General features: G+C 53.3%; 23 protein-coding genes. 16 read left to right on the top strand and 7 right to left on the bottom strand.

From position 1 onward, the window contains the following. Positions 1-27 precede the first annotated feature (27 nt). The 4 genes from kduI (at position 28) to AC3G3F_RS07145 (ending at position 4,273) form a co-directional block, all read left to right on the top strand. A complete protein-coding gene (gene kduI, locus AC3G3F_RS07160) occupies positions 28-864 on the top strand; it encodes a 5-dehydro-4-deoxy-D-glucuronate isomerase (RefSeq protein ID WP_023249234.1) in 837 nt (278 codons plus the stop codon). A gap of 56 nt (positions 865-920) precedes the next feature. Next, positions 921-1,682 (top strand): 2-dehydro-3-deoxy-D-gluconate 5-dehydrogenase KduD, encoded by a 762-nt coding sequence (gene kduD, locus AC3G3F_RS07155; protein WP_023249235.1) that lies wholly within the window; start codon positions 921-923, stop codon positions 1,680-1,682. Between the two features lie 353 nt (positions 1,683-2,035). Then, positions 2,036-3,454, top strand: coding sequence for an arabinose-proton symporter AraE (gene araE / locus AC3G3F_RS07150; protein ID WP_023249236.1), 1,419 nt, complete (start codon positions 2,036-2,038; stop codon positions 3,452-3,454). A 111-nt stretch (positions 3,455-3,565) separates the two neighbouring features. Next, positions 3,566-4,273, top strand: a complete 708-nt coding sequence (locus tag AC3G3F_RS07145; protein ID WP_023249237.1) for an aspartate/glutamate racemase — start codon at positions 3,566-3,568, stop codon at positions 4,271-4,273. On the opposite strand, the gene AC3G3F_RS07140 is transcribed toward AC3G3F_RS07145, so the two are convergent. Further along, positions 4,245-5,180 carry a LysR family transcriptional regulator gene (locus tag AC3G3F_RS07140; RefSeq protein WP_053510912.1) on the bottom strand — a complete coding sequence of 312 codons (936 nt, stop codon included), beginning with the start codon at positions 5,178-5,180 and terminating at the stop codon, positions 4,245-4,247. The two genes, AC3G3F_RS07145 and AC3G3F_RS07140, sit on opposite strands and share 29 nt — an antisense overlap. 117 nt (positions 5,181-5,297) lie before the next feature. Here AC3G3F_RS07140 and lysA point away from each other — a divergent pair, with 117 nt between their 5' ends. Beyond that, on the top strand, positions 5,298-6,560 hold the full coding sequence (gene lysA, locus AC3G3F_RS07135) for a diaminopimelate decarboxylase (protein ID WP_088733718.1): 1,263 nt from the start codon (positions 5,298-5,300) through the stop codon (positions 6,558-6,560). Between the two features lie 9 nt (positions 6,561-6,569). Here the strand turns inward: lysA and AC3G3F_RS07130 are convergent, their stop codons facing one another. Both AC3G3F_RS07130 and galR read right to left on the bottom strand, forming a co-directional pair. Further along, positions 6,570-7,592 (bottom strand): LacI family DNA-binding transcriptional regulator, encoded by a 1,023-nt coding sequence (locus AC3G3F_RS07130; protein ID WP_072161994.1) that lies wholly within the window; start codon positions 7,590-7,592, stop codon positions 6,570-6,572. Positions 7,593-7,602: 10 nt separating this feature from the next. Further along, positions 7,603-8,631 carry an HTH-type transcriptional regulator GalR gene (galR, locus tag AC3G3F_RS07125; protein WP_053528691.1) on the bottom strand — a complete coding sequence of 343 codons (1,029 nt, stop codon included), beginning with the start codon at positions 8,629-8,631 and terminating at the stop codon, positions 7,603-7,605. A 591-nt stretch (positions 8,632-9,222) separates the two neighbouring features. On the opposite strand from galR, the gene aas reads away from it, so the two are divergent. Then, entirely contained in the window at positions 9,223-11,382 is a 2,160-nt protein-coding gene (gene aas, locus AC3G3F_RS07120) for a bifunctional acyl-ACP--phospholipid O-acyltransferase/long-chain-fatty-acid--ACP ligase (protein WP_053510898.1), read from the top strand. Further along, the gene (gene lplT, locus AC3G3F_RS07115) at positions 11,375-12,571 is read left to right on the top strand and encodes a lysophospholipid transporter LplT (RefSeq protein WP_053510896.1); all 1,197 of its coding nucleotides are present in this window, start codon (positions 11,375-11,377) and stop codon (positions 12,569-12,571) included. Before aas ends, lplT begins: the two co-directional genes overlap by 8 nt. A gap of 82 nt (positions 12,572-12,653) precedes the next feature. Here lplT and AC3G3F_RS07110 read toward each other — a convergent pair whose 3' ends face one another. From AC3G3F_RS07110 to mutH, 4 genes are all read right to left on the bottom strand, one after another. Then, positions 12,654-13,694: an NADP(H)-dependent aldo-keto reductase gene (locus tag AC3G3F_RS07110; RefSeq protein WP_023249244.1), complete on the bottom strand. Its 1,041-nt coding sequence runs from the start codon at positions 13,692-13,694 to the stop codon at positions 12,654-12,656. Positions 13,695-13,884: 190 nt separating this feature from the next. Then, positions 13,885-14,103 carry a YgdI/YgdR family lipoprotein gene (locus AC3G3F_RS07105; protein ID WP_000758662.1) on the bottom strand — a complete coding sequence of 73 codons (219 nt, stop codon included), beginning with the start codon at positions 14,101-14,103 and terminating at the stop codon, positions 13,885-13,887. Between the two features lie 169 nt (positions 14,104-14,272). Further along, entirely contained in the window at positions 14,273-14,986 is a 714-nt protein-coding gene (locus AC3G3F_RS07100) for a TerC family protein (protein WP_000895633.1), read from the bottom strand. Between the two features lie 181 nt (positions 14,987-15,167). Then, positions 15,168-15,863, bottom strand: coding sequence for a DNA mismatch repair endonuclease MutH (gene mutH, locus AC3G3F_RS07095; protein ID WP_088733720.1), 696 nt, complete (start codon positions 15,861-15,863; stop codon positions 15,168-15,170). A gap of 682 nt (positions 15,864-16,545) precedes the next feature. On the opposite strand from mutH, the gene rppH reads away from it, so the two are divergent. From rppH to recC, 9 genes are all read left to right on the top strand, one after another. Beyond that, the gene (gene rppH / locus AC3G3F_RS07090) at positions 16,546-17,076 is read left to right on the top strand and encodes an RNA pyrophosphohydrolase (RefSeq protein ID WP_000564482.1); all 531 of its coding nucleotides are present in this window, start codon (positions 16,546-16,548) and stop codon (positions 17,074-17,076) included. Between the two features lie 12 nt (positions 17,077-17,088). After that, positions 17,089-19,335: a phosphoenolpyruvate--protein phosphotransferase gene (gene ptsP, locus AC3G3F_RS07085; protein WP_023249246.1), complete on the top strand. Its 2,247-nt coding sequence runs from the start codon at positions 17,089-17,091 to the stop codon at positions 19,333-19,335. 215 nt (positions 19,336-19,550) lie between these two features. After that, a complete protein-coding gene (lgt, locus tag AC3G3F_RS07080; protein ID WP_000204647.1) occupies positions 19,551-20,426 on the top strand; it encodes a prolipoprotein diacylglyceryl transferase in 876 nt (291 codons plus the stop codon). A 6-nt stretch (positions 20,427-20,432) separates the two neighbouring features. Then, positions 20,433-21,227, top strand: coding sequence for a thymidylate synthase (gene thyA / locus AC3G3F_RS07075; protein ID WP_000816247.1), 795 nt, complete (start codon positions 20,433-20,435; stop codon positions 21,225-21,227). A gap of 184 nt (positions 21,228-21,411) precedes the next feature. Further along, the gene (locus AC3G3F_RS07070) at positions 21,412-21,882 is read left to right on the top strand and encodes a prepilin peptidase-dependent protein (RefSeq protein ID WP_023249248.1); all 471 of its coding nucleotides are present in this window, start codon (positions 21,412-21,414) and stop codon (positions 21,880-21,882) included. Next, the gene (locus tag AC3G3F_RS07065; RefSeq protein ID WP_088733721.1) at positions 21,873-22,436 is read left to right on the top strand and encodes a prepilin peptidase-dependent protein; all 564 of its coding nucleotides are present in this window, start codon (positions 21,873-21,875) and stop codon (positions 22,434-22,436) included. Before AC3G3F_RS07070 ends, AC3G3F_RS07065 begins: the two co-directional genes overlap by 10 nt. Then, positions 22,433-22,840 carry a DUF2509 family protein gene (locus tag AC3G3F_RS07060; protein ID WP_053510886.1) on the top strand — a complete coding sequence of 136 codons (408 nt, stop codon included), beginning with the start codon at positions 22,433-22,435 and terminating at the stop codon, positions 22,838-22,840. Before AC3G3F_RS07065 ends, AC3G3F_RS07060 begins: the two co-directional genes overlap by 4 nt. After that, entirely contained in the window at positions 22,825-23,145 is a 321-nt protein-coding gene (locus AC3G3F_RS07055) for a prepilin-type N-terminal cleavage/methylation domain-containing protein (RefSeq protein ID WP_000019288.1), read from the top strand. The genes AC3G3F_RS07060 and AC3G3F_RS07055 overlap by 16 nt, the downstream gene beginning before the upstream one ends. A gap of 15 nt (positions 23,146-23,160) precedes the next feature. After that, positions 23,161-26,532 carry an exodeoxyribonuclease V subunit gamma gene (recC, locus tag AC3G3F_RS07050; protein WP_488394710.1) on the top strand — a complete coding sequence of 1,124 codons (3,372 nt, stop codon included), beginning with the start codon at positions 23,161-23,163 and terminating at the stop codon, positions 26,530-26,532. Positions 26,533-26,569 lie beyond the last annotated feature (37 nt).

Raw genomic sequence — 26,569 nt, 5'->3', positions numbered from 1 at the left:
GCGATCGATTTATTAATGGAGGGGAAGGTGGACGTAAGGCAAAGTATCCATAGCGAGCACGCTAAAACGCTGGACACTCAGGCGCTGCGACGCGAGTTTTTGATAGAAAACATTTTTGTCGCTGATGAATATACGATGGTCTACAGCCATATCGACCGCATTATTGTCGGCGGCATTATGCCCGTCAGTCATACCGTCGAAATCGGCGGGGAAGTGGGTAAACAGCTTGGCGTCTCCCGATTACTGGACCGCCGCGAACTGGGCGTCATTAATATTGGCGGCGCGGGCGTCATTATCGTTGACGGGCAGCGCCATGACATTGGTCATCGCGATGCTCTGTATATTGGCAAAGGGGCGAAAGAGCTGGTTTTCGTCAGCAATGAGGCGAGCAGACCGGCGAAGTTTTATTACAACTGCGCGCCAGCGCATACCGCTTATCCGACGAAAAAAGTGACGCCTGCCGACGTTGCACCTGTCACCTTAGGCGATAACCTCACCAGTAACCGTCGCACTATCAATAAATACTTCGTTCCGGATGTACTGGAAACCTGTCAGCTCAGTATGGGACTCACCGAACTGGCGCCCGGCAATCTATGGAACACCATGCCATGTCATACCCATGAACGCCGTATGGAGGTTTACCTCTATTTCAACATGGAAGAAGACAGTTGCGTCTTCCATATGATGGGGCAACCTCAGGAAACTCGTCATATTGTGATGCGTAATGAACAGGCGGTTATTTCTCCAAGCTGGTCAATACATTCCGGCGTTGGCACCAAAGCCTATACGTTTATTTGGGGCATGGTGGGGGAAAACCAGGTCTTCGATGACATGGATCACGTTGCGGTAAAAGATCTGCGCTAGTCGCGACCGGTGATAACGCCTGTCCGTGACAGGCATGACAAAAGTAAGGATTAACAATGATTTTGAATGCATTCTCTCTTGAAGGTAAAGTTGCGGTTGTTACAGGTTGCGATACCGGGCTGGGTCAGGGTATGGCTTTAGGACTGGCGGAAGCGGGCTGTGACATCGTCGGTATTAATATCGTTGAACCGACGGAAACCATTGCGCGCGTTACCGCTCTGGGACGTCGTTTTTTAAGCCTGACGGCCGATCTGCGTCAAATCGATGGTATTCCGGCGCTCCTGGAACGGGCGGTAGCGGAATACGGTCATATTGATATTCTGGTGAATAACGCGGGCTTGATCCGTCGTGAAGATGCGATTGATTTCACGGAAAAAGACTGGGATGACGTCATGAACCTGAATATCAAGAGCGTGTTCTTTATGTCTCAGGCGGCGGCAAAACATTTTATTGCCCAGGGCAACGGCGGCAAAATTATTAATATCGCCTCTATGCTCTCCTTCCAGGGCGGTATTCGCGTTCCGTCTTATACCGCGTCGAAAAGCGGCGTAATGGGAATAACGCGCCTGATGGCGAACGAGTGGGCGAAACACAATATCAATGTGAATGCTATCGCGCCGGGCTATATGGCTACCAATAATACCCAGCAATTACGCGCTGATGAACAACGTAGCGCCGAAATTCTCGACCGTATTCCGGCTGGACGTTGGGGACTTCCGGGCGATTTAATGGGCCCTGTAGTTTTCCTGGCATCCAGCGCCGCTGATTATATTAACGGCTATACCGTAGCGGTAGATGGCGGTTGGCTGGCGCGTTAAATCGCTAACGGCAAATGAGTTTCTGGGAAAATTGACTCTTTGACCGAAAAAAACTGACAAGACCCTGTCCTCGCGCAGGGTTTTTTATAATCTCATTAACATAGTCCATATTGTGGATTTAACTTAATCCATATGTCGTTAAATAATAGCCATGACCAATGCTTTAATTCATTGAAATATTAGTGGGTTAAAAAAATATCTTAAAATGGCGTTAAGTTTTAAAAGTGTAATATCCATCACATATCGCTATAGCGTAGCCATTTAATCCATATTTATGCCGTTTCCAGCCTGACACTTGAGGAAGAGTATCCCGTAATTTCAGGCTATGTCTTACTCTGTTGTGGCAGGAAAATATGGTCTCTATTAATCATGACTCTGCTTTAACGCCGCGTTCGCTTCGCGACACACGACGTATGAATAGGTTTGTTTCGGTTTCTGCGGCGGTCGCGGGACTGTTATTTGGTCTGGATATCGGCGTTATCGCCGGGGCGCTGCCTTTTATTACCGACCATTTTGTGCTGACCAGCCGGCTGCAGGAATGGGTCGTCAGCAGTATGATGCTTGGCGCGGCAATTGGCGCATTATTTAACGGCTGGCTTTCATTCCGGCTTGGGCGTAAGTATAGCCTGATGGCCGGCGCGATTTTGTTTGTGCTCGGCTCGCTGGGATCGGCGTTTGCTTCCAGCGTAGAAGTATTGATTGGCGCCCGCGTGATACTGGGCGTAGCGGTAGGGATTGCGTCCTATACCGCGCCGCTTTATCTCTCTGAAATGGCAAGTGAAAATGTTCGCGGCAAAATGATCAGTATGTATCAACTGATGGTGACGTTAGGCATTGTGCTGGCTTTTTTATCCGATACGGCATTCAGCTACAGCGGCAACTGGCGCGCGATGTTGGGCGTGCTGGCGCTGCCTGCGGTGTTGCTCATTATTCTGGTGGTATTCCTGCCGAATAGTCCGCGCTGGCTGGCGCAAAAAGGTCGCCATATCGAAGCGGAAGAGGTGCTGCGTATGCTGCGTGATACCTCGGAAAAAGCCCGTGATGAACTGAATGAGATTCGGGAAAGCCTCAAACTCAAGCAGGGTGGGTGGGCATTATTTAAAGCTAACCGCAATGTTCGCCGCGCCGTGTTCCTTGGTATGCTGCTACAGGCAATGCAGCAGTTCACCGGCATGAACATCATTATGTACTATGCGCCGCGCATTTTTAAAATGGCTGGCTTTACCACCACGGAACAGCAAATGATCGCCACGCTGGTGGTTGGACTGACCTTTATGTTCGCGACTTTTATCGCCGTCTTTACGGTAGATAAAGCCGGACGTAAACCGGCGTTAAAAATCGGTTTCAGCGTAATGGCGTTAGGGACATTGGTGTTGGGCTACTGCCTGATGCAGTTTGATAACGGTACGGCATCAAGCGGTCTCTCCTGGCTTTCCGTTGGGATGACGATGATGTGTATCGCCGGTTACGCGATGAGCGCCGCTCCGGTAGTGTGGATACTGTGTTCGGAAATTCAGCCGCTGAAATGTCGTGACTTTGGCATTACCTGTTCAACCACGACAAACTGGGTATCGAACATGATCATCGGCGCGACATTCCTGACCCTGTTGGACAGCATTGGCGCGGCAGGTACGTTCTGGCTCTACACCTCGCTGAATATCGCTTTTATCGGCATCACTTTCTGGCTGATCCCGGAAACCAAAAATGTCACCCTGGAGCACATCGAACGCAAGCTGATGGCGGGCGAGAAGCTAAAAAATATTGGCGTGTAATCACCCCTCCCATGCCGGATGACGCCTGTTATCCGGTATGATGAAAAACAGACTGGAAACGGATGTGTAAGTTTGCTTCACTGCCATAATGTTTTAAAAAAGGAGAGCGCAGTGAAAACGATCGGGCTGTTGGGTGGTATGAGCTGGGAATCGACTATTCCTTATTACCGTCTAATCAATGAAGGTATTAAACAGCAGTTGGGAGGCCTGCACTCGGCGAGCTTACTGCTGCATAGCGTAGATTTTCACGATATTGAAATATGTCAACGCCGCGGTGAATGGGATAAAGCGGGCGATATTCTGGCGCAGGCCGCGCAGGGGTTACAACAGGCGGGGGCAGAAGGCATTGTGTTATGTACTAATACCATGCATAAAATCGCGCACATTATTGAATCTCGTTGTGCTCTGCCTTTCTTACACATCGCGGATGCTACCGGGCGAGCCATTGTCCGTCAGGGGTTGCGTCGAGTGGCGCTATTAGGGACTCGCTATACGATGGAGCAGGATTTTTATCGCGGGCGGCTGGAACAGCAATTTGCGATTGAGACCATGGTGCCGGAGGCGGACGATCGGGCGCGAATCAATCAGGTGATTTTTGACGAGCTCTGTCAGGGGAAATTCACTGACGCGTCGCGCCACTATTATTTACAGGTTATCGAACAACTGGCGGCGCAAGGCGCGCAGGGCGTTATTTTTGGCTGCACTGAAATAGGTCTGCTTGTTCCCCAGGCGCAAAGCGCGCTACCGGTTTTCGATACCACGGCAATTCATGCCGCAGATGCCGTGACCTTTATGCTTTCGTCATCGGCCCCAGAATAACCTCCAGCGGTTCGACCAGGCGCGAAAGATGCGTTTGTAAATGCTTACTGAAGGCGTCAACCAGCGCGGAGGCGGGGCGGTGTAGCGGGCGAATCAGACTGACGGTAAAGGGCACATCAATGCTAAAGCGGCGGACGGTGACGCCGCTGGCGGCATAGTCCAGCGCGGTCAGCGGGTTAACGATCGAAATGCCCGCTCCGGCGCGCACCATCGCGCAGACGGAGGCCGCGCTATGCGTTTCCACCACCATTCTGCGCTTCACCTGATGTTCGGCAAATAACGTATCCAACAACTGTCGATAACTGTCCAGACGGGAGAGGCTGATAAAGTTTTCCCCCTGAAAATCGTCCGGCATGAGTACGGTTTTGGCGGCAAGCGGATGGTCGCAGGGCAGTACGCATACTTCATTCAGCGTCAGTAACTCGGTGCGGGTTGTTCCTGCCGGGGCATGAAGCGTCTCCGTCAGCCCTAAGTCGTGGCGCTGGGCGGAGAGCCACTCTTCCAGCAACGGCGACTCCTGCGGCACAATATTCAGGCTGACATCCGGATAACGCGCCAGAAAAGGTGGTAGCAGCGGCGGCAAAAAGGATTGTGAAAAGACCGGCAGGCAGGCGATAGAGAGCTCGCCCTGGCGGAATTCGCGCAGGCTTTCCGCCGCGCTGACGATGCGATCCAATCCATACCAGGAGCGTTGTACCTCTTCGAACAGGCGTAGCCCTTGTACCGTCGGATGTAAGCGTCCGCGCGTGCGCTCAAACAGCGTTAATCCCAGCACTTTCTCAAAACGCGCCAGCTCGCGACTGACGGTAGGCTGTGAGGTATGCAGCAGCCGCGCCGCTTCGGTGAGATTTCCGGCGGTCATTACGGCGTGAAAAATTTCAATGTGACGTAAATTAACGGCAGCCATACGTTTCCCCGAATAATTTATCCCATATCATTTTTGCATAGACTGACGATAAAACGATATTTTTTATTCCTTTTAAGGTATGGCGTAATCGTTAAAAAGCCTGTTCCGGAGTTTGTTATGTCATTGCCGAATTATTACGCAGAAACCGACCTTAACGCTGAAAATTTGCTCAGATTGCCTGCCGAATTCGGCTGTCCGGTCTGGGTATATGATGCGCACATTATTCGCCGTCAGATAGCTGCCCTACAGCAGTTTGACGTCGTGCGCTTTGCGCAAAAAGCCTGTTCGAACATTCATATCCTGCGTTTAATGCGCGCGCAGGGCGTAAAGGTGGATTCTGTTTCATTGGGGGAGATCGAACGTGCCCTGGCGGCGGGCTACGATCCGCAAACGCGTCCTGATGATATCGTTTTTACCGCCGATGTGATTGACGCCGCCACGCTGGCGCGCGTGAGCGAACTGCATATTCCGGTCAATGCCGGCTCGGTAGATATGCTGGCGCAGCTTGGTCAGATTTCCCCGGGGCATCGCGTCTGGCTACGCGTGAACCCTGGCTTTGGTCATGGCCACAGCCAGAAAACCAACACCGGGGGCGAAAACAGCAAACACGGCATCTGGCATAGCGATCTTCCGGCGGCGCTGGCGGTAATGCAGAAATACCGACTGAAACTTGTCGGTATCCATATGCACATTGGTTCCGGCGTCGATTATGGCCATCTGGAACAGGTTTGTGGCGCGATGGTACGCCAGGTGCTGGAATGTGGTCAGGATTTGGACGCGATTTCGGCAGGCGGCGGCCTCTCGATACCTTATCGCGAGGGAGAAGAGTCCGTTGATACGCGCCATTACTATGGTCTGTGGAACGCGGCGCGCGAGCAAATCGCCCGTCATCTGGGACATGCGGTCAAACTTGAGATCGAACCCGGACGTTTTCTGGTGGCGCAATCGGGTGTGCTGTTGACGCAGGTGCGTAGCGTAAAACAGATGGGAAGCCGCCATTTCGTCCTGGTAGATGCTGGTTTTAACGATCTGATGCGCCCGGCGATGTACGGTAGCTATCACCGTATTTCGGCTCTGGCGGCGGATGGTCGCGCGCTTGAAAACGGCCCGTGGGTCGAGACGGTGGTAGCCGGGCCGTTATGCGAATCAGGCGATGTTTTTACACAGCAGGAAGGGGGAATGGTCGAAACGCGCCCCTTACCTGCGGTCATCCCCGGCGATTACCTCGTATTGCACGATACCGGCGCGTACGGCGCGTCTATGTCATCGAATTACAACAGCCGCCCGCTCCTGCCGGAAGTGCTGTTTGATAACGGTCAGGCGCGGCTGATCCGCCGTCGTCAGACCATTGAAGAGCTGTTAGCGCTGGAGATGCTCTGAAGAGCTTCATTAGGCCGGGCGTTGAAAAAACGGGCCGGCGGCGACGGACTCGCGCAGAATCAGCGTGCCGGTAAAGGGCGGGATCGGGGCGACCGGCTCGCTGTTCGCCAGGCGGACGGCCTGATCGATCGCGGTGGCGATCATATCCTCAATGGGTAAATAGACCGTCGAAAGCCCCGGCTCAAGCCAGGTTGCGCCCGGCGCATCGTCAAAGCCAAACAGCGACACATCCTGCGGGATGCGTAATCCGGCATGGCGCAGCGCTTTTGCTGCGCCCAGCGCCGTGTCATCATTACAGGCGAATAGCGCGCTAAACGTGACGCCTTCCTCCAGTAATTCCCGACAGGCGTCATAGCCGCGCGTCAGCGTGTAATCGCCGTATTTCACTTTTGCCGACTGCCAGGGAATGCCATATTTTTCCAGCGCCTTTCGATAACCCGCTACGCGTGATGTGCCGGTGGGGGTATGAACAGGCACCGTAATACAGGCGATATCGCGATGGCCCTGCGCAATCAGATATTCCACCGCCTGGAATGCAGCCGCCTCCTGCTCAAAGAAAATAGCGCGGTCGCGGGCCTGAATGACGTTGCGATTAATAATCACCAGCGGCATTTCCGTGGCGTCAATCAACGACAAAATCGCCGGCTCATCCATATAGCGGGTGTAAAGAATAATAGCGTCGCACTGTCTGTCGGCCAACATTTGTACGGCTTCCTGCTCCCGTTCCGGCGTATCGTGACCATCGGTGACGATCAACTGCTTGTTATGAGACTCCGCCTGGCGCGACGCCCGGCGCAACAAACTGCCAAAATAGAAGCCGTCAAACGTAGAGACGACCAGACCGATGCTGTTGCTGGTGCGATTCGCCAGCGAGCGCGCCAGCAGGTTGGGGCGATAGTCCAGCGCCTGCATCGCCGTAAACACTTTCTGGCGCGTACTTTCTTTTACCTGCCCGGTCCCATTCAGCACTCGTGAGACGGTGGCTTTTGATACGCCCGCATGGCGGGAAACATCCAGCATTGTCGCCATCATGCTACCCTGATTAATCGGTTGTCGACAGGTGCCCGGTATCCGTTGGCGTGGATACCGAATGTCGGCGTACTAGTGTCGGACTAAACACATGAGTCACTTCCGGCGTAGGACATTTCCCTGCCAGCGCTAACGCCAGTTCCGCCGCCTGTGTCGCCATGGTGACGATCGGATACCGAATTGTGGTCAGCCGGGGACGCACATAGCGTGAGACCAGAACGTCATCAAAACCGATGAGCGATACTTCGCCCGGCACCCCCACGCCATTATCATTTAATACTCCCATCGCGCCAGCCGCCATCGAGTCGTTATAGCAGGCCACCGCGGTAAAATTTCTGCCGCGACCTAATAACTCAGTCATCGCCTGCTCGCCGCCGCTTTCATCCGGTTCGCCGAACGTCACCAGCCGATCGTTAGCCGGAATATGGCTTTCCGCCAACGCATCGTAATAGCCCTTCAGGCGATCTTCGGCATCGGAGATGGTGTGATTGGAACAGATATACCCAATACGCGTATGACCTTGCTGGATCAGATGTCGGGTCGCCAGCCATGCCCCGTAACGGTCATCCAGCGCGACACAGCGGTGTTCGAACTCCGGTAAAATGCGGTTTATTAGCACCATGCCGGGGATTTGCTTCATTAATGAGGCCAGGTCCGCATCCGGGATCATTTTGGCGTGAACCACTAACGCTGCGCAACGGTGACGAATCAACTGTTCAATAGCCTGATGCTCTTTTTGTTCGTTGTGATACCCGTTGCCAATCAGTAAAAAATTGCCGGTGTGATACGCCACTTGTTCAACGGCTTTCACCATCGCGCCGAAAAAAGGATCGGAAACGTCGCCGACCACCAGACCGAGGGTTTCCGTTGCCTGCTGTGCCAGCGCGCGCGCGTTGGCGTTAGGGTGATAACTAAGGGACTCCATTGCGCTGGTCACCGCCAGCCGGGATGCTTCGCTGGCTTTTGGCGAATCGTTAATAACGCGAGAAACGGTGGCGACTGAAACACCGGCCAGTCGGGCTACATCTTTTATGGTCGCCATGATAATACCTATAGTGGGTAAACGCTTACATTACGCCAGTTTTACGGAAAATGAACGTCTGTTCAAGCCTCTTGCCCCGCGGTGTCGGGCAAATGTGACCTGTACGGGCGAAATGCGTCTGTAAAGTGACAATACAAATCTTTCGTTACAGTTTGCGAAGCGATGTTGCGATTGTCTACTGGCAGGCCAGCGAGTCAGGTTGATAGAGTAGTGATCCCAGAGGTATTGATAGGTGGAATCAACGTTATTGTTGATCACACGAATTACACCAACCTGCGTAGAGATGCGCAGGTTTTTTTTGTTTCGCCTGAACGTGTAACAGTAACGGATAATTTACACAACTCGTTGCATTTCCGTTTATTCCTTTGCGTTTTCGGACTGGCGATACAGACGAGCGAAGACCACAATCAAGATCCCAGAGGTATTGATTGGTGAGATTATTCGGTACGCTCTTCGTACCTGTCTTTTGCACCAACCTGCGCGGATGCGCAGGTTTTTTTTCGCACTTATTTTGCTATCGCTCCTGTTACGCATCTCGTGTAATCTGCCACAATTCATGTTTTAGCGAATTGTCGGCCAAAGGGAGTTGAAATGCTGTTTGGATTTTTTCGTAACCTGTTTCGCGTGCTTTATCGCGTGCGCATCACTGGCGATGTCCGGGCGCTACAGGGGAACCGGGTCTTAATTACCCCCAATCACGTTTCATTTATCGATGGTATGCTGCTGGCGCTGTTTTTGCCGGTACGGCCTGTCTTTGCGGTATATACCTCCATCAGCCAGCAATGGTATATGCGCTGGTTAACGCCGCTGATCGATTTTGTGCCGCTCGATCCAACCAAACCCATGTCCATTAAACACCTGGTCCGTCTGGTGGAGCAGGGGCGTCCAGTGGTGATTTTCCCGGAAGGACGGATTTCCGTAACCGGCTCGCTGATGAAAATTTATGACGGCGCAGGCTTTGTGGCGGCAAAATCCGGCGCAACCGTCGTTCCGCTCCGTATTGACGGCGCGGAGCTTACGCCTTTCAGTCGCTTGAAAGGCCTGGTTAGACGGCGCTTATTCCCCCGCATTCAGCTTCATATTTTACCGCCGACGCAAATACCGATGCCGGAAGCGCCGCGCGCGCGCGACAGGCGTAAGATAGCGGGTGAGATGCTGCATCAGATCATGATGGAAGCGCGTATGGCGGTGCGCCCGCGCGAGACGTTATACGAATCGTTGCTGGCGGCGCAATATCGTTACGGCGCGGGTAAAAACTGTATTGAGGACATTAACTTTACGCCGGATACGTATCGTAAATTACTGACCAGGACGCTTTTTGTCGGCCGGATTCTGGAAAAGTACAGCGTTGAGGGCGAGAAAATCGGTTTAATGCTGCCGAATGCTGCCATCAGCGCGGCGGTTATTTTCGGCGCGGTTTCTCGTCGCCGCATTCCGGCTATGATGAACTACACGGCGGGGGTAAAAGGGCTGACCAGCGCGATTACCGCTGCGGAAATTAAAACGATTTTTACCTCCCGCCAGTTCCTCGATAAAGGTAAATTGTGGCATCTGCCGGAACAGCTAACGCAGGTTCGCTGGATTTACCTGGAAGATTTAAAAGCGGACGTCACACCCGCCGATAAGTTGTGGATTTTTGCCCACCTTCTGGCGCCGCGACTGGCGCAGGTAAAACAGCAGCCGGAAGACGCAGCGATCATTCTTTTTACCTCCGGCTCGGAAGGGCACCCGAAAGGGGTGGTACACAGTCATAAAAGCATTCTGGCGAACGTCGAGCAGATAAAAACGATTGCGGATTTTACCGCCAATGACCGTTTTATGTCGGCGCTGCCGCTCTTTCACTCGTTCGGTTTGACGGTGGGTTTGTTTACACCGCTATTGACCGGCGCGGAAGTGTTTCTTTATCCAAGTCCGCTGCACTACCGCATTGTGCCGGAACTGGTCTATGACCGTAACTGTACCGTGCTGTTTGGCACATCGACCTTCCTCGGCAACTATGCGCGCTTTGCCAATCCATATGATTTTTATCGCCTGCGCTATGTGGTGGCCGGTGCGGAAAAACTTCAGGAGAGCACCAAACAACTGTGGCAGGATAAATTCGGCCTGCGCATTCTTGAGGGCTACGGGGTAACGGAATGCGCGCCAGTGGTATCGATTAACGTGCCGATGGCGGCTAAGCCTGGCACTGTTGGCCGTATTCTGCCTGGAATGGACGCTCGTCTGCTGGCGGTACCTGGTATTGAAAACGGCGGTCGGTTACAGCTTAAAGGGCCGAATATCATGAATGGCTATCTGCGCGTGGAAAAACCGGGCGTGCTGGAGGTGCCGTCGGCGGAAAACGCCCTGGGCGAAACCGAGCGCGGCTGGTACGATACGGGCGACATTGTACGCTTCGATGAAAATGGTTTTGTGCAGATTCAGGGGCGCGCGAAACGCTTCGCGAAAATTGCTGGCGAAATGGTCTCGCTGGAGATGGTCGAGCAACTGGCGCTTGGCGTCTCGGCGGACAAAATGCATGCTACAGCCATTAAAAGCGATGCCAGCAAAGGTGAAGCGCTGGTACTGTTTACGACGGACAGCGAACTCACCCGCGAAAAGTTACAGCACTATGCCCGTGAACACGGTATTCCGGAACTTGCCGTCCCGCGCGATATCCGTTATCTGAAACAGCTTCCCTTACTTGGCAGCGGAAAACCCGATTTTGTCACGCTGAAAAGCTGGGTGGATGCGCCGGAACAACATCATGAGTGAGTCAGTACGCACTAACACCTCCATCTGGTCGAAAGGGATGCTGTCGGTGATTGTCGCGCAGTTTCTCTCGGCTTTTGGCGATAATGCGCTGCTGTTTGCGACGCTGGCGCTGCTGAAAGCCCAGTTTTATCCGGACTGGAGCCAGCCTGTTCTGCAAATGGTGTTTGTGGGCGCTTACATTCTTTTTGCGCCGTTTGTCGGTCAGATCGCGGACAGCTTTGCCAAAGGCCGGGTGATGATGGTCGCCAATGGCCTTAAACTGGCGGGAGCGGCAGGTATCTGCCTCGGCGTGAATCCTTTTGTCGGTTATACGTTGGTCGGGATTGGCGCGGCGGCTTATTCTCCAGCGAAATACGGCATTCTGGGCGAACTGACGACAGGTGATAAGCTGGTTAAAGCCAATGGTCTGATGGAAGCCTCTACTATTGCGGCGATTTTGCTCGGTTCTGTCGCTGGCGGCGTATTGGCCGACTGGCATGTCATCGCCGCACTGGTCGCCTGTGCGTTGGCCTACGCTGGCGCAGTGGCGGCGAACCTGTTTATCCCGAAGCTTGTGGCGGCGCGTCCAGGACAATCCTGGCGGTTGGCGGCGATGACGCGTAGCTTTTTCTGCGCTTGCGTTGTCCTTTGGCGTAACGGTGAAACGCGTTTTTCGCTGGTGGGCACCGGGTTATTTTGGGGCGCAGGCGTGACGCTGCGTTTTCTGCTGGTACTGTGGGTGCCGGTGGCGCTGGGCATTATGGATAACGCCACGCCGACTTACCTGAACGCCATGGTGGCGGTAGGGATTGTGGTCGGCGCGGGCGCGGCGGCAAAACTGGTGATGCTGGAGACCGTATCGCGCTGTATGCCCGCCGGGATTTTGATTGGTGTTGTGGTCGCGATCTTCTCATTACAGCACGCATTGTTGCCTGCTTATGCCTTGTTGCTGTTGATAGGTATGCTGGGCGGCTTTTTTGTAGTGCCGCTCAACGCCTTGCTACAGGAGCGCGGTAAGAAGAGCGTTGGCGCCGGGAATGCCATTGCCGTACAAAATCTGGGCGAGAATAGCGCCATGCTATTAATGCTGGGGTTGTACTCGCTGGCGGTGCTGGTTGGCGTTCCGGCAGTGGCGATAGGTATCGGCTTTGGCGTGCTGTTCGCGCTGGCGATCGCGGCGCTGTGGATCTGGCAGCGCCGGCAGGCATAATGCAGAATGAATATGCCGGGTGGCGAGTGCGCCTTATCCGGCTTGCAGGTTCGGGAAGCGTAGCGCCACCGGGCACTGACCATCACGGCGCCGGATAGGTATAAACCTGATGCGCCGCCTCAATCTCCGCCAGGACCTCTTCGCTTAACGTCAGATGCAGACTTTCCACATTCGTCTTGAGCTGCGCCATCGTGGTTGCGCCCAGTAACGTACTGGCGACAAACGGCTGGCGGCGAACAAAGGCCAGCGCCATCTGCGCCGGATCAAGATTGTGACGCTTCGCGATGTCGACGTAGGCGGCAACGGCTTTTTGCGCCTGTTCGCCGCTGTAACGTGTGAAGCGGCTGAACAAGGTATTCCGCGCGCCTGCGGGTTTGGCCCCGTTCAGGTATTTACCGGTTAACGTGCCAAACGCCAGACAGGAATAGGCGAGCAATTCAACGCCTTCATACTGGCTGACTTCCGCCAGCCCGACCTCGTAGCTGCGGTTTAACAGGCTATAGGGGTTCTGGATAGTGACAATACGCGGCAGGTCATGTTTTTCCGCCAGATGCAGATAGCGCATAACGCCAAACGCTGTCTCATTTGAAACACCAATATAACGAATCTTACCCGCTCGCTGAAACTCACTTAGCGCGTCTAACGTCTCCAGTAGACTTACTACTGGTGCGGAGTCTGTCCAGCTATAGCCGAGTTTACCGAAGCAGTTAGTGGGTCGCTGCGGCCAGTGCACCTGATACAAATCCAGATAGTCGGTCTGCAATCGGGTCAAACTGTCGTGTAGCGCTTCGCGAATATTTTTTCGATCCAGCGCCTGATGAGGTCGGATGCCTTGATCATTATGACGTGCCGGTCCGCTGACTTTGCTGGCGATGATCAGTTTTTCACGGTTGCCGCGTTTGGCGAGCCAGTTACCGATATAGGATTCCGTCAGCCCTTGCGTTTCCGGGCGCGGCGGTACCGGATACATCTCGGCGGCGTCGATAAGGTTAATGCCATTTGCGACGGCATAGTCGAGCTGTGCGTGAGCGTCGGCTTCGCTGTTTTGTTCACCAAATGTCATTGTGCCCAGCCCTAGCGTACTTACTTCGAGCGAGCTGTGGGGTATACGGTGATAGTGCATAGCCGTTTCCTTTTTATTATGAAGTCAGAAATTCCCGACAAAGGACAATAAAAATGGCAGAGGGAAGGCAAAAGGGAAAGTAAAATTGCAGGCTGCGCGGCGTAATTGTTACCGGGCGTGGTCGCCACGCACCGTTCCTGGACGCAGCCTGAAGGTCTACAGAATGCTGACCCCGATCACAGGCTATCGTTTAACGTTCGATGATTTGAGACACTTCGTCACGGTTGATTTGCATCTCGTTTCCCTGTGCATCGGTATAGCTGACCAGACCGGTATCGTCGTCAACTTGCGGTTTTCCATCGGTCAGGATCATACGACCATCTTTTGTCGCCATCACGTAATCGCTGCTGCATCCGGATACCGCAAAAGCCAACCCTACTGCGGAAATTACAACTGCCCATTTTTTCATCCGTTTGTCCTCACGTAACCTGCATCTGATAATAGTCTGTTAATCATATGTCTGATAATAGTCTAGTAATAACGCGCAGCTCTGCATGTCGGAAGCAGCAAAATCTTAATCTGTGAGAAGAAAGGAAATAAAGTGAGTATTCGCTCCCCGGCGGGGGAGCGAGACAGGATTACAGCGGATTCTTTTTACTGCGCAACAGATTCAGGCTCTCTACTGCGATAGAGAAGAACATGGCGAAATAGATATACCCTTTCGGAACGTGAACGTCGAAACTTTCCAGAATCAGGGTAAAGCCAACCAGGATCAGAAAGGAGAGCGCCAGCATTTTTACCGACGGATGACGATCGACAAACTCGCCGATGGGCCGTGCCGCAAACATCATGACGCCCACGGCAATAACGACCGCCGCCATCATAATAAACAGATGGTCGGAGAGGCCAACCGCTGTGATAACTGAATCAAGACTGAAAATAATATCCAGCAGCATAATCTGCACTATTGCGCCCAGGAAAGAAGAAACACGGGTTTTTAACCCCTCTTCTTCGCCTTCGATGGACTCATGAATCTCCTTGCTGGCTTTCCAGATTAAAAATAACCCGCCCAGTAAAAGAATGAGATCGCGGGCGGAAATCGCTTCGCCGAAAAGCTCAAACAGCGGATTAGTCAGGCGAGTGACCCAGGCGATTGATGCCAGCAACGCCAGACGCATTATCATCGCCGCCGCCAGCCCAAGCCGCCGCGCGTGGTTCCGTTGCGCCGTAGGAAGTTTTGCTACCACCAGAGAAAGAAAAATAATGTTGTCGATCCCAAGTACAATCTCCAGCAGCGTCAGCGTACCGAGCGCCAGCCAGGCATTGGGATCGGTTATCCATGCAAATAACATCGAACAAAGTCCTGCCAAAAAAAGAAGCGGTAATTATAGGCCTGTCGTGCGGCGGGCGAAAGCCCGGGCTGAATTTGCGCAACCGCGAAGGGTGTAAAATAGCGGCGACAATGCGTTTACGCTTATCGGACGTCGGCCCGATGCGTAGCCATAGCGGGGGCGCGTTTGCGCGTAGCGGGCGTTACGGATTCTGCAATAAAAAATGGCGAGCCAGCAGCGCCTGCGTAAAATTTTTTTTCAGATAAAATCCACGCGGTAGCGTCAAAATCGGTTCCCCGCGCGCGCCGATAGCCTCGGTGAGCGCCCTGGCATTGGCGGCTTTGGGCCGCAGTTGCAAGACTTCGCCATGGCGGGCGGTAATGCGTTCCACCTGCCCCAGCACTATCATGTCCATCAGCTCTTCCCAGTCGAGGCGTAATTGTCTGTCTTCTTCTTCACTCGGACTCCAGAGTAGCGGCGAACCTACGCGGCGTTCGGCTAACGGTATGCTGCGCTCGCCTTCGACCGGCACCCATAGCACACGCTTCAGTTTATGGCGTACGTGGCTTGTCTCCCAGGTCACGCCGCTGTTACCGGTTAACGGCGCCACGCAAACAAAGGTTGTTTCCAGAGGACGACCCAGGCTATCCACAGGGATGGTTTTCAGTTCTACGCCTAACGCGGCGAAATCCTGCTCCGGCTTGCTTCCGGCGCTGGCGCCGAGCCAGATCTCCAGCAGAACGCCGATCCAGCCTTTGTCTCGCTTCAAATCTTTAGGTGTGGTAATACCAGCTATCGCTGCCAGCTCGCCTAACGTATAGCCGGAAAGCTGCCGCGCCTGGGCTAACAGCAATGCTTCCGAAGCAGGCGGAGTCAGTAGCGGACAAAGAGCGGACATTGCAATTACCTTAGGTTAAAAAATGAGCAGTGATTTTATACCGTGTGAACAGAGTTTATCTTTTTCTGTGTCCTATATTCAATAGACTGATTTTTATTGCTTTTTTTGTGTTGTTTCTTCGTGTTGCGCAACGCAGGAGCAGGTTTTCCAATTCTGGTCACTGACAATAAACAGGATCTTACACTATGTTATCCACAGAAAGTTGGGATAACTGTGTAAAACCACCACTACTGTTTCCATTTACAGCCTTGACGTGCGACGAAAATCGAAAATTCAGACAAATAGTGCGTAAGTTATTGGCACAATCTGTGGATAAAACCGACGCTGGTTGATCTTTCATCAGCATAAGGATCTTAGGTGTGACGCTGGTCACGATTTATGAAGGTGACATGTAATATTTGTCTATAACGCCATGAATATAAGGCACTATTTTTACTGTCTCTCACACGAGGAATTCAGACTGTTCTGGGTTTTCCCGTGGTAATTCCATACTTCTTCACAACTATATCCACAGAAAAGGTGAATAAAATGGCGCAAGGGCGTCATCATCTGTTTATAACTCGGCCATTTACTGTGAGTTATTCAATTGTTATTAGGCTGTGTCACTATTACAGAGTGGTTTACCGCCTCACTGGAGTATGAAACAATCGTTCATATATAAGGTTTATGTTGAGGTAGTCCGGTGATTGATGACGATGGCTACCGCCCAAATGTAGGTATCGTAATTTGTAATCGTCAGGGGCAGGTGATGTGGGCCCGGCGATTTGGTCAGCACTCCTGGCAGTTCCCGCAGGGCGGGATAAATCCAGGGGAGTCGGCAGAACAGGCGATGTACCGGGAACTGTTTGAAGAAGTAGGGTTAAGCCGTAAAGATGTGCGAATCCTTGCTTCAACTCGCAACTGGTTGCGTTACAAGTTACCAAAACGTTTGGTGCGTTGGGACACAAAGCCGGTATGTATCGGCCAGAAACAAAAATGGTTTCTTTTGCAGTTAATGAGCGCCGACGCCGAAATCAATATGCAAACCAGCAGCACGCCGGAGTTTGACGGCTGGCGCTGGGTAAGTTACTGGTATCCGGTTCGACAAGTGGTGTCGTTTAAACGCGATGTCTACCGCAGGGTAATGAAAGAGTTTGCAAGTGTTGTAATGGCGCTTCAGGATAATACGCCTAAGCTACAAAGCGCGCCTGCTTATCGACGTAAAAGAGGTTAAGCCACGCAAATTATGCTCACTCGCCTGCGCGAAATAGTCGAAAAAGTGGCCAGCGCGCCGCGTCTGAACGAGGCGCTGAATATTCTGGTCACGGATATCTGTCTTGCGATGGATACAGAGGTTTGCTCGGTTTACCTGGCCGATCATGACCGACGCTGTTATTACCTGATGGCGACGCGGGGATTGAAAAAACCGCGTGGTCGAACCGTTGCGCTTGCGTTTGATGAGGGGATCGTTGGCCTGGTGGGTAGGCTGGCGGAACCCATTAACCTTGCCGATGCGCAAAAACATCCCAGCTTTAAATACATTCCGTCGGTAAAAGAGGAACGTTTTCGCGCGTTTCTCGGCGTGCCGATCATTCAGCGTCGCCAACTTCTGGGCGTGCTGGTCGTACAGCAGCGCGAATTGCGCCAGTACGATGAAAGCGAAGAGTCTTTCCTCGTCACGCTCGCCACGCAGATGGCGGCTATCTTGTCACAGTCGCAGGTCACAGCGCTGTTCGGGCAATACCGGCAGACACGAATCCGCGCGCTTCCTGCGGCGCCGGGCGTGGCTATCGCGTCGGGCTGGCAAGATGCGACCATGCCGCTGATGGAACAGGTTTACGAAGCGTCTACGCTGGATACCTCTCTTGAACGTGAACGATTGACCGGCGCGCTGGAAGAGGCGGCGAACGAATTCCGACGGTACAGCAAACGCTTTGCCGCTGGTGCGCAAAAAGAGACGGCGGCCATTTTCGATCTGTACTCACACCTGCTTTCAGACGCCAGATTGCGTCGCGAGCTTTTCGCCGAGGTTGACAAAGGCGCTGTTGCGGAGTGGGCCGTTAAAAAAATCATCGAAAAATTTGCCGAACAATTTGCGGCGCTAACCGATAACTACCTCAAAGAACGTGCGGGAGACTTACGCGCTCTGGGGCAGCGACTGTTATTTCATCTTGATGATTCAGTCCAGGGGCCAAACGCCTGGCCGGAACGTTTTATTCTGGTCGCGGACGAGCTGTCGGCGACCACGCTGGCGGAGTTGCCGCAGGACAGGCTGGCTGGCGTTGTGGTGCGCGACGGCGCGGCAAACTCTCATGCGGCGATTATGGTGCGCGCGCTCGGTATCCCGACCGTTATGGGCGCTGATATTCAGCCTTCGGTGCTACATCGTCGTACTTTGGTGGTGGATGGTTATCGCGGTGAATTACTGGTCGATCCTGAACCGGTGCTTATTCAGGAATATCAGCGGCTCATTAGTGAAGAGATCGAACTCAGTCGCCTGGCAGAGGACGACGTCAATCTTCCCGCCCAACTGAAAAGCGGCGAGCGCGTCAAAGTGATGCTGAATGCCGGGCTCAGCCCCGAGCATGAGGAAAAGTTAGGCGCTCGGATCGACGGTATCGGCCTGTACCGTACTGAAATCCCCTTCATGCTGCAAAGCGGGTTTCCCTCGGAAGAAGAGCAGGTGGCGCAGTATCAAGGGATGCTGCAAATGTTTAACGATAAACCGGTGACGCTGCGAACCCTGGATGTGGGAGCGGATAAGCAACTGCCCTACATGCCGATCAGCGAGGAGAACCCGTGTCTGGGCTGGCGCGGGATTCGCATTACGCTGGATCAGCCGGAGATCTTTTTGATCCAGGTCCGCGCGATGCTGCGCGCCAATGCGGCGACTGGCAACCTCAGCATTTTGCTGCCGATGGTTACCAGCATTGATGAAGTCGATGAAGCGCGCCGCTTGATCGAACGCGCCGGACGCGAGGTCGAGGAGATGATCGGCTATGCGATCCCGAAACCGCGTATCGGTATTATGCTGGAAGTACCGTCAATGGTATTTATGCTGCCGCATCTGGCTAACCGGATCGACTTTATCTCGGTCGGCACTAACGATTTAACGCAATATATCCTGGCGGTAGATCGCAACAATACCCGCGTGGCCAGTATTTATGACAGCCTGCATCCCGCTATGCTGCGCGCACTGTCTATGATTGCGCAGGAAGCCGAAAAAAATGGCATCGATCTTCGCCTGTGCGGCGAGATGGCGGGCGATCCGATGTGCGTAGCGATTCTTATCGGTCTGGGATATCGCCATCTTTCGATGAATGGCCGTTCGGTAGCGCGTGTGAAATATCTTCTGCGGCATATCGATTTTGAAGACGCGCAAACCCTTGCCAGGCGCAGCCTTGAGGCGCAGATGGCGACCGAGGTGCGTCATCAGGTGGCAGCCTTTATGGAGCGCCGCGGGATGGGGGGATTGATTCGCGGAGGGTTATAACGACCGGAGCGGGAAAAGAGAGTGACTCTGGATTCACGGCGCAGACAACACGCCTGCAAGGTGAAAGACAATGCGTATACATATCTTTTAACGGTAATCGGCATCTCGCTTTTAACCCTTGTGCTATTATTCGCACCTTTGGAGCGTCTGCAACGCGCAGACGCGCTTATCAATCGCTATCTCTTCAGCGAAATAACAAGAAATTGTGGTGACAGATGACCAGTAGCTATCTGCATTTTCCGGACTTTGATCCGGTCATTTTCTCAATTGGACCCGTCGCGCTTCACTGGTATGGTTTGATGTATCTGGTGGGGTTTGTTTTCGCGATGTGGTTGGCGGTGCGTCGCGCTAACCGTCCGGGAAGCGGTTGGACCAAAAACGAAGTTGAAAATTTACTCTATGCAGGTTTCCTGGGGGTCTTCCTGGGGGGGCGTATTGGCTATGTTCTGTTTTATAACTTCCCTCTGTTTCTGGATAACCCGCTCTATTTATTCCGCGTCTGGGACGGTGGCATGTCCTTCCACGGCGGGCTTATCGGTGTGATACTGGTGATGATTATCTTCGCCAGGCGCACGAAGCGCTCGTTCTTTCAGGTGTCTGATTTTATTGCACCGTTAATTCCGTTCGGCCTGGGCGCCGGGCGTCTGGGCAACTTTATCAACGGTGAATTGTGGGGGCGCGTCGATCCTAACTTCCGGTTTGCCATGCTCTTTCCGGGTTCACGCGCGGAAGATATTGCGCTGCTGCCGTCACATCCGCAATGGCAGCCTATTTTTGATACCTACGGCGTATTGCCGCGCCATCCTTCTCAGTTGTATGAACTGGCATTAGAAGGCGTGGTGCTGTTTATCATCCTTAATCTCTTTATCCGCAAACCGCGTCCGATGGGCGCTGTCTCCGGATTATTCCTGATTGGCTATGGCGCGTTTCGTATCATTGTTGAATTCTTCCGCCAGCCGGACGCGCAATTTACCGGCGCATGGGTACAGTACATTAGCATGGGGCAGATTCTCTCTATCCCGATGATTATCGCTGGCGCGATCATGATGGTTTGGGCATATCGCCGCCGCCCGCAGCAACACGTTTCCTGAGGAACCATGAAACAGTATTTAGAACTGATGCAAAAAGTGCTGGATGAAGGCACACAGAAAAACGACCGTACCGGCACCGGCACGCTTTCCATTTTTGGCCATCAGATGCGTTTTAACCTGCAGGAAGGTTTTCCTCTGGTGACGACGAAACGCTGCCATTTACGTTCAATTATTCACGAACTGTTATGGTTTTTGCAGGGCGATACCAACATCGCTTACCTGCACGAAAATAATGTCACCATCTGGGACGAATGGGCCGATGAAAACGGCGATTTAGGCCCGGTTTATGGCAAGCAGTGGCGTGCATGGCCAACACCGGATGGCCGCCATATCGATCAGATCGCCACGGTCTTAAGCCAGCTTAAAAACGATCCGGACTCCCGCCGTATTATCGTTTCTGCGTGGAACGTCGGCGAGCTGGATAAGATGGCGCTGGCGCCGTGTCACGCCTTTTTCCAGTTTTATGTCGCAGATGGAAAACTCTCCTGTCAGCTTTATCAGCGCTCCTGCGATGTGTTCCTCGGTCTGCCGTTCAACATTGCCAGCTACGCGTTACTGGTGCATATGATGGCGCAACAGTGCGACCTGGACGTCGGCGATTTTGTCTGGACCGGCGGCGACACGCACCTGTACAGCAACCATATGGAGCAGACGCACCTGCAATTAAGCCGTGAACCGCGCGCGCTCCCGAAGTTGGTCATTAAGCGTAAACCCGATTCGCTTTTTGACTACCGGTTCGACGATTTTGAAATTGAAGGCTATGATCCGCACCCAGGTATTAAAGCGCCGGTCGCTATCTAAGCGCTGACGATCCTGCCGTAACCGACGTCATTGCGCGTCGGTTTTTTTTACCCTTCGTCTCAATCTTCGGCGCGGATTCCTGAAATTTTGCAACGCGCTGCAAGACATGAACTTTTTTCCGTAACGCGCCGAACAATCCGCATTTGGTGCTCGTTATTTTTTTCCCGACAGCCATACTGCCGACATGAAAAAACAACATGGCTATACGCTCATTGAAACGGTGGTCGCGATGTCGCTCATTATCATTCTCAGCGCCACAGGACTTTATGGCTGGCAACGCTGGCAGCAGCAACAGCGCCTGTGGCAAACCGCATGTCAGGTGCGGGACTACCTGCTGCAACTTCGTGAGGACGCTCACTGGCATAACCGCGATCACATTATTCGCGTGGTCAGCGAAGGGGGGTCATGGTGCGTTGTCAGCTCTGTTGCTGCGCAAACATCGTGTACGCCATCTTCCCCCTTTGTGTTTACGCCCGACTGGCGTGATGTCGTCCTCGCCGATATCACGCCGTCTTTAGCTTTCTTTGGCCTGCGCAATACGGCATGGGCAGGGCACATCGTACTGAAAAACGCAGCCGGAGAGTGGCGTCTGGTCATCTCCTCATGGGGGCGAATCAGGCTATGCGAGCGTAACGAGGCCGACACATGTCAATAACCACGCGGGGGTTCTCGCTACTGGAGGTCGTGCTGGCGATGGCGATAGGTTCCATTTTACTGCCTGGAACTGCACGATTTTTACCGGCGCTACAGCGTGAGATCTGGCACAACACGCGACAGTTATCGCTGGAAGATGAAATCTGGCAGCGAACCTATACCATAGCGAAGCATCTTCAACGTGCGGGCTACTGTCATGGCCACTGTATCGGCGAAGGGTTACATCTTGCTGAACAGGGGCAATGCGTCATCGTTCAGTGGGACGGGAATAATAACGGCGTCTGGGATACCATACCGGCGAAAGAGGCCGACCAGACCGGGTTCCGTGTGAAGGATAACGTCCTGGAAACATTACGCGGAGCAACATCTTGCCAGGGTAAGGGATGGGAAAAAATGACCGATCCCAATACGGTACTCATCACGGCGTTTAGCGTTGAGCGCCAGGATATAACGGGATTCTCGCCAATGCTCATGCTGCATCTGCGCGGCGCCAGCAAAGCCGAGCCTCAGACGGTTATTGACGCGCAATACAGCGTAACGGGATTTAATCTGTGAATCGGGAACGTGGCGCTTCTTCGCTAATACTGGCGCTTTTAATACTGATTCTGGGTAGTCTGCTCCTGCAAGGCGTAAATCAGCAGCAGGCCAGCTATGCCTCCCGCGTGGCGACGCAGAGCCTGGCGATACAACGCCAGGCGCTCGTACAGTCGGCGCTGGAATGGGGACGAGGGCAGCTATGGTCAGGCGTAGCCGAAATGGAATGTCGGCGCTATTCCTCTTCGGGAGCGCGAGTCTGTTTGCGGAGATTATCGGGGGATGAGGTGGTGATGGCGGCGCAAGATGACGGCATGACGTTATGGCGTTTGGGCAACGTCATTCAGGGAACCATTGTCTTTTCTCCCCACGGCTGGAGTGATTTTTGTCCGTTAAAAGAGGTGGCGTTATGTCGCATCCCCTGAATTTACAACGCGGGTTTAGCCTCCCGGAAGTTTTAGTGGCGATGGTTCTAATGGTAATGATCGTAACCGCATTGTCAGGCTATCAGCGGGTATTAATGCACAGTTTTGCATTACGACACCAGTATCTCCAGATCTGGCGGCAGGCGTGGCAGCAAACGGCGCTGTATCCATTTTCGCCTGCTGACGGCTGGAAGGCCAACCGGATGCAGACAACGCAATCGGGATGTGTCAGCATCAGCGTCACGATGGTTTCACCCTCTGGCAGGCAGGGGCAGATGACGCGCTTGCATTGTCCAAATCGTTAATCGTCAGGAGTAATTATGTTAAGGGTCTACCACTCCAATCGTCTGGATGTGCTGGAAGCGTTGATGGAGTTCATCGTCGAACGCGAGCGGTTGGATGATCCCTTTGAACCAGAAATGATTCTGGTGCAAAGCACGGGTATGGCGCAGTGGCTGCAGATGACCCTTTCACAAAAGTTTGGTATTGCGGCGAATATCGCTTTTCCGTTACCGGCGAGTTTTATCTGGGAGATGTTTGTCCGCGTGTTGCCGGAAATCCCCAAAGAAAGCGCTTTCAGTAAACAAAGCATGAGCTGGAAACTGATGACCTTGCTGCCGCAGTTGCTGGATAAGGATGAGTTTGCACTGCTGCGCCATTATCTGACCGACGACACCGATAAACGCAAACTCTTTCAGCTTTCCGCGCGTGCTGCCGACCTGTTCGATCAATATCTGGTTTATCGGCCTGACTGGCTTACGCAGTGGGAAGCGGGAAAAACCGTGGAAGGACTGGGGGAGGCGCAAAACTGGCAGGCGCCGCTGTGGAAAGCATTGGTGGAATATACCGCCGCGCTGGGTCAACCGCGCTGGCATCGCGCCAATCTCTACCAACGCTTTATTCAGACGCTGGAGCGCGCGACCTCCTGCCCGCCAGGGTTGCCGTCCCGCGTTTTTATTTGCGGCATTTCCGCGTTACCGCCAGTGTATCTCAGAGCATTGCAGGCGTTGGGTAAACATATTGAAATCCATCTTCTTTTTACTAATCCGTGTCGGTATTACTGGGGGGACATTAAAGACCCAGCCTGGCTGGCAAAACTAATGGCTCGCCAGCGCCGTCACAGTTTTGAAGACCGTCATTTACCTTTGTTCCGTGAAAACCAGAATCCGCAAGCCTTATTTAACAGCGACGGCGAGCAGGATATCGGTAATCCGCTACTGGCCTCATGGGGAAAACTGGGGCGGGATTATATCTACCTGCTATCTGAACTGGAAAACAGCCAGGAACTGGATGCGTTTGTTGATATTACGCCAGATAATCTTTTGCATCGGATTCAGGCGGATATTCTTGAACTGGAAAGCCATGCGGTGGCGGGCGTAAATCTTGAGGAGTATTCGCGCAGCGACAATAAGCGTCTGCTCGATCCCGAGGATAACAGCCTCTCTTTTCACGTTTGTCACAGCCCGCAGCGCGAGGTGGAAATACTGCACGATCGCCTGCTGGCGATGCTGGAAGCCGATCCGACGCTAACACCGCGCGACATTATCGTTATGGTGGCTGATATTGACAGCTATAGCCCGTTTATCCAGGCGGTATTTGGTAGCGCGCCGACGGAGCGCTATCTGCCTTATGCCATTTCCGATCGGCGGGCGCGTCAGTCACATCCGGTGTTACAGGCGTTTATCAGTCTACTTTCGTTACCGGACAGCCGCTTTGTCTCCGAAGATGTTCTGGCTCTGTTAGACGTACCGGTATTGGCTGCCCGCTTTACGATCAACGAAGAAGGGCTGCGTTATTTGCGCTTGTGGGTCAATGAGTCAGGCATTCGCTGGGGAATCGACGACGACAACGTACGCGAGCTGGAACTTCCTGCCACGGGGCAGCATACATGGCAATTTGGCCTGACGCGTATGCTGCTGGGATATGCCATGGAAAGCGCCCAGGGCGAGTGGCGGTCTGTTCTGCCTTATGACGAATCCAGCGGCCTGATTGCTGAGCTGGTCGGCCATCTGGCTTCGCTGCTGATGCAGCTTAATATCTGGCGGCGCGGTCTGGCGCAGGAGCGACCGCTGGAAGAGTGGTTACCTGTTTGTCGCGATATGCTCAATGATTTCTTCCTGCCCGATGCGGACACGGAGGCGGCAATGACATTGATTGAACAGCAGTGGCAGGCCATTATCGCCGAAGGCGTCGCGGCGGAATATGGCGACGCGGTACCGATTTCGCTACTGCGGGATGAACTGGCGCAGCGTCTGGATCAGGAACGTATTAGCCAGCGCTTCCTGGCGGGCCCCATCAATATTTGTACGCTGATGCCGATGCGTTCCATTCCGTTCAGAGTCGTTTGCCTGCTGGGAATGAACGACGGCGTATACCCGCGCCAGCTTGCGCCGTTGGGTTTTGACCTGATGAGCCAAAAACCAATGCGCGGGGATCGTAGTCGTCGCGACGATGACCGCTATCTATTTCTGGAAGCGTTAATTTCGGCGCAGCAGACGCTTTATATCAGCTACATCGGCCGCTCCATCCAGGATAATAGCGAACGCTTTCCCTCTGTCCTGGTGCAAGAGTTGGTGGATTACATCGGGCAAAGCCACTATTTGCCAGGCGACGAAACGCTGACCTGTGATGAGAGCGAAGCACGCGTTAAAGCGCATATGACGCGTCTGCATACCCGTATGCCTTTTGATGCGCAAAATTACCAGCCGGGCGAACAGCAAAGTTATGCCAGAGAGTGGTTGCCCGCGGCGAGTCAGTCGGGAGAAGCGTATTCTGACTTTGTGCAGCCGCTTCCTTTTACGATGCCGGAAACACTGACTCTGGAAAGTCTGCAGCGTTTTTGGGCCCATCCGGTCCGCGCATTTTTTCAGATGCGGCTTCAGGTTAATTTCCGCTCGGAAGAGAGTGAGATTCCTGATGCGGAACCGTTTGAATTAGAGGGATTGACGCGATATCAACTTAACCAACAGTTGCTCAATACGCTGGTTGAAGAAGAAGACGCCGAACGCTTGTTCCGCCGTTTCCGTGCTGCGGGAGAGCTGCCTTACGGTGCGTTTGGTGAAATATTCTGGGATGCGCAATGCCAGGAGATGCAGCAACTGGCAAGCCGGGTCATCGCCTGTCGTAAGCCGAGCCAAAGCCTGGAAGTGGATCTGCTTTGCAATGGTGTTCAGCTAACCGGCTGGCTACCGCAGGTACAGGAGGATGGATTATTGCGCTGGCGTCCCGCTTTAATCAGCGTTGCGCAAGGTGTGCAACTTTGGCTGGAACACCTTGTCTATTGTGCCAGCGGCGGTAGCGGCGAAAGCCGCCTGTTTTTGCGCAAAGAGGGAAAGTGGCAATTTCCGCCTCTTGATAAAGCGCAGGCAATGGCTTACCTGGCGCAACTGATTGAAGGCTACCGGGAAGGTATGTCTTCTCCGCTATTGGTACTGCCGGAAAGCGGCGGCGCATGGATAAAAGCCTGTTATGACGCGGAAAATGATGTCATGTTAGACGACGATGACACCTTACAGAAGGCCAGAACAAAGTTTCTACAGGCTTATGAAGGCAACATGATGGTGAGCGGCGAAGGCGAAGATATCTGGTATCAACGTCTTTGGCGTCAGCTGGAATTTGAAACGTTGCAGGCTATTATTGCGCAGTCCCGGCATTACCTGTTACCGCTGTTTCGTTTTAATCAGTCTCGTTGATTGTATGAAAATTGCGCAATTAAAAGGCTTCGACTAT

The organism is Salmonella sp. FC25216, assembly GCF_057751355.1.
The sequence above is the reverse complement of the archived record's forward strand: the minus strand, read 5'-3'. Positions and strand labels throughout refer to the sequence as shown.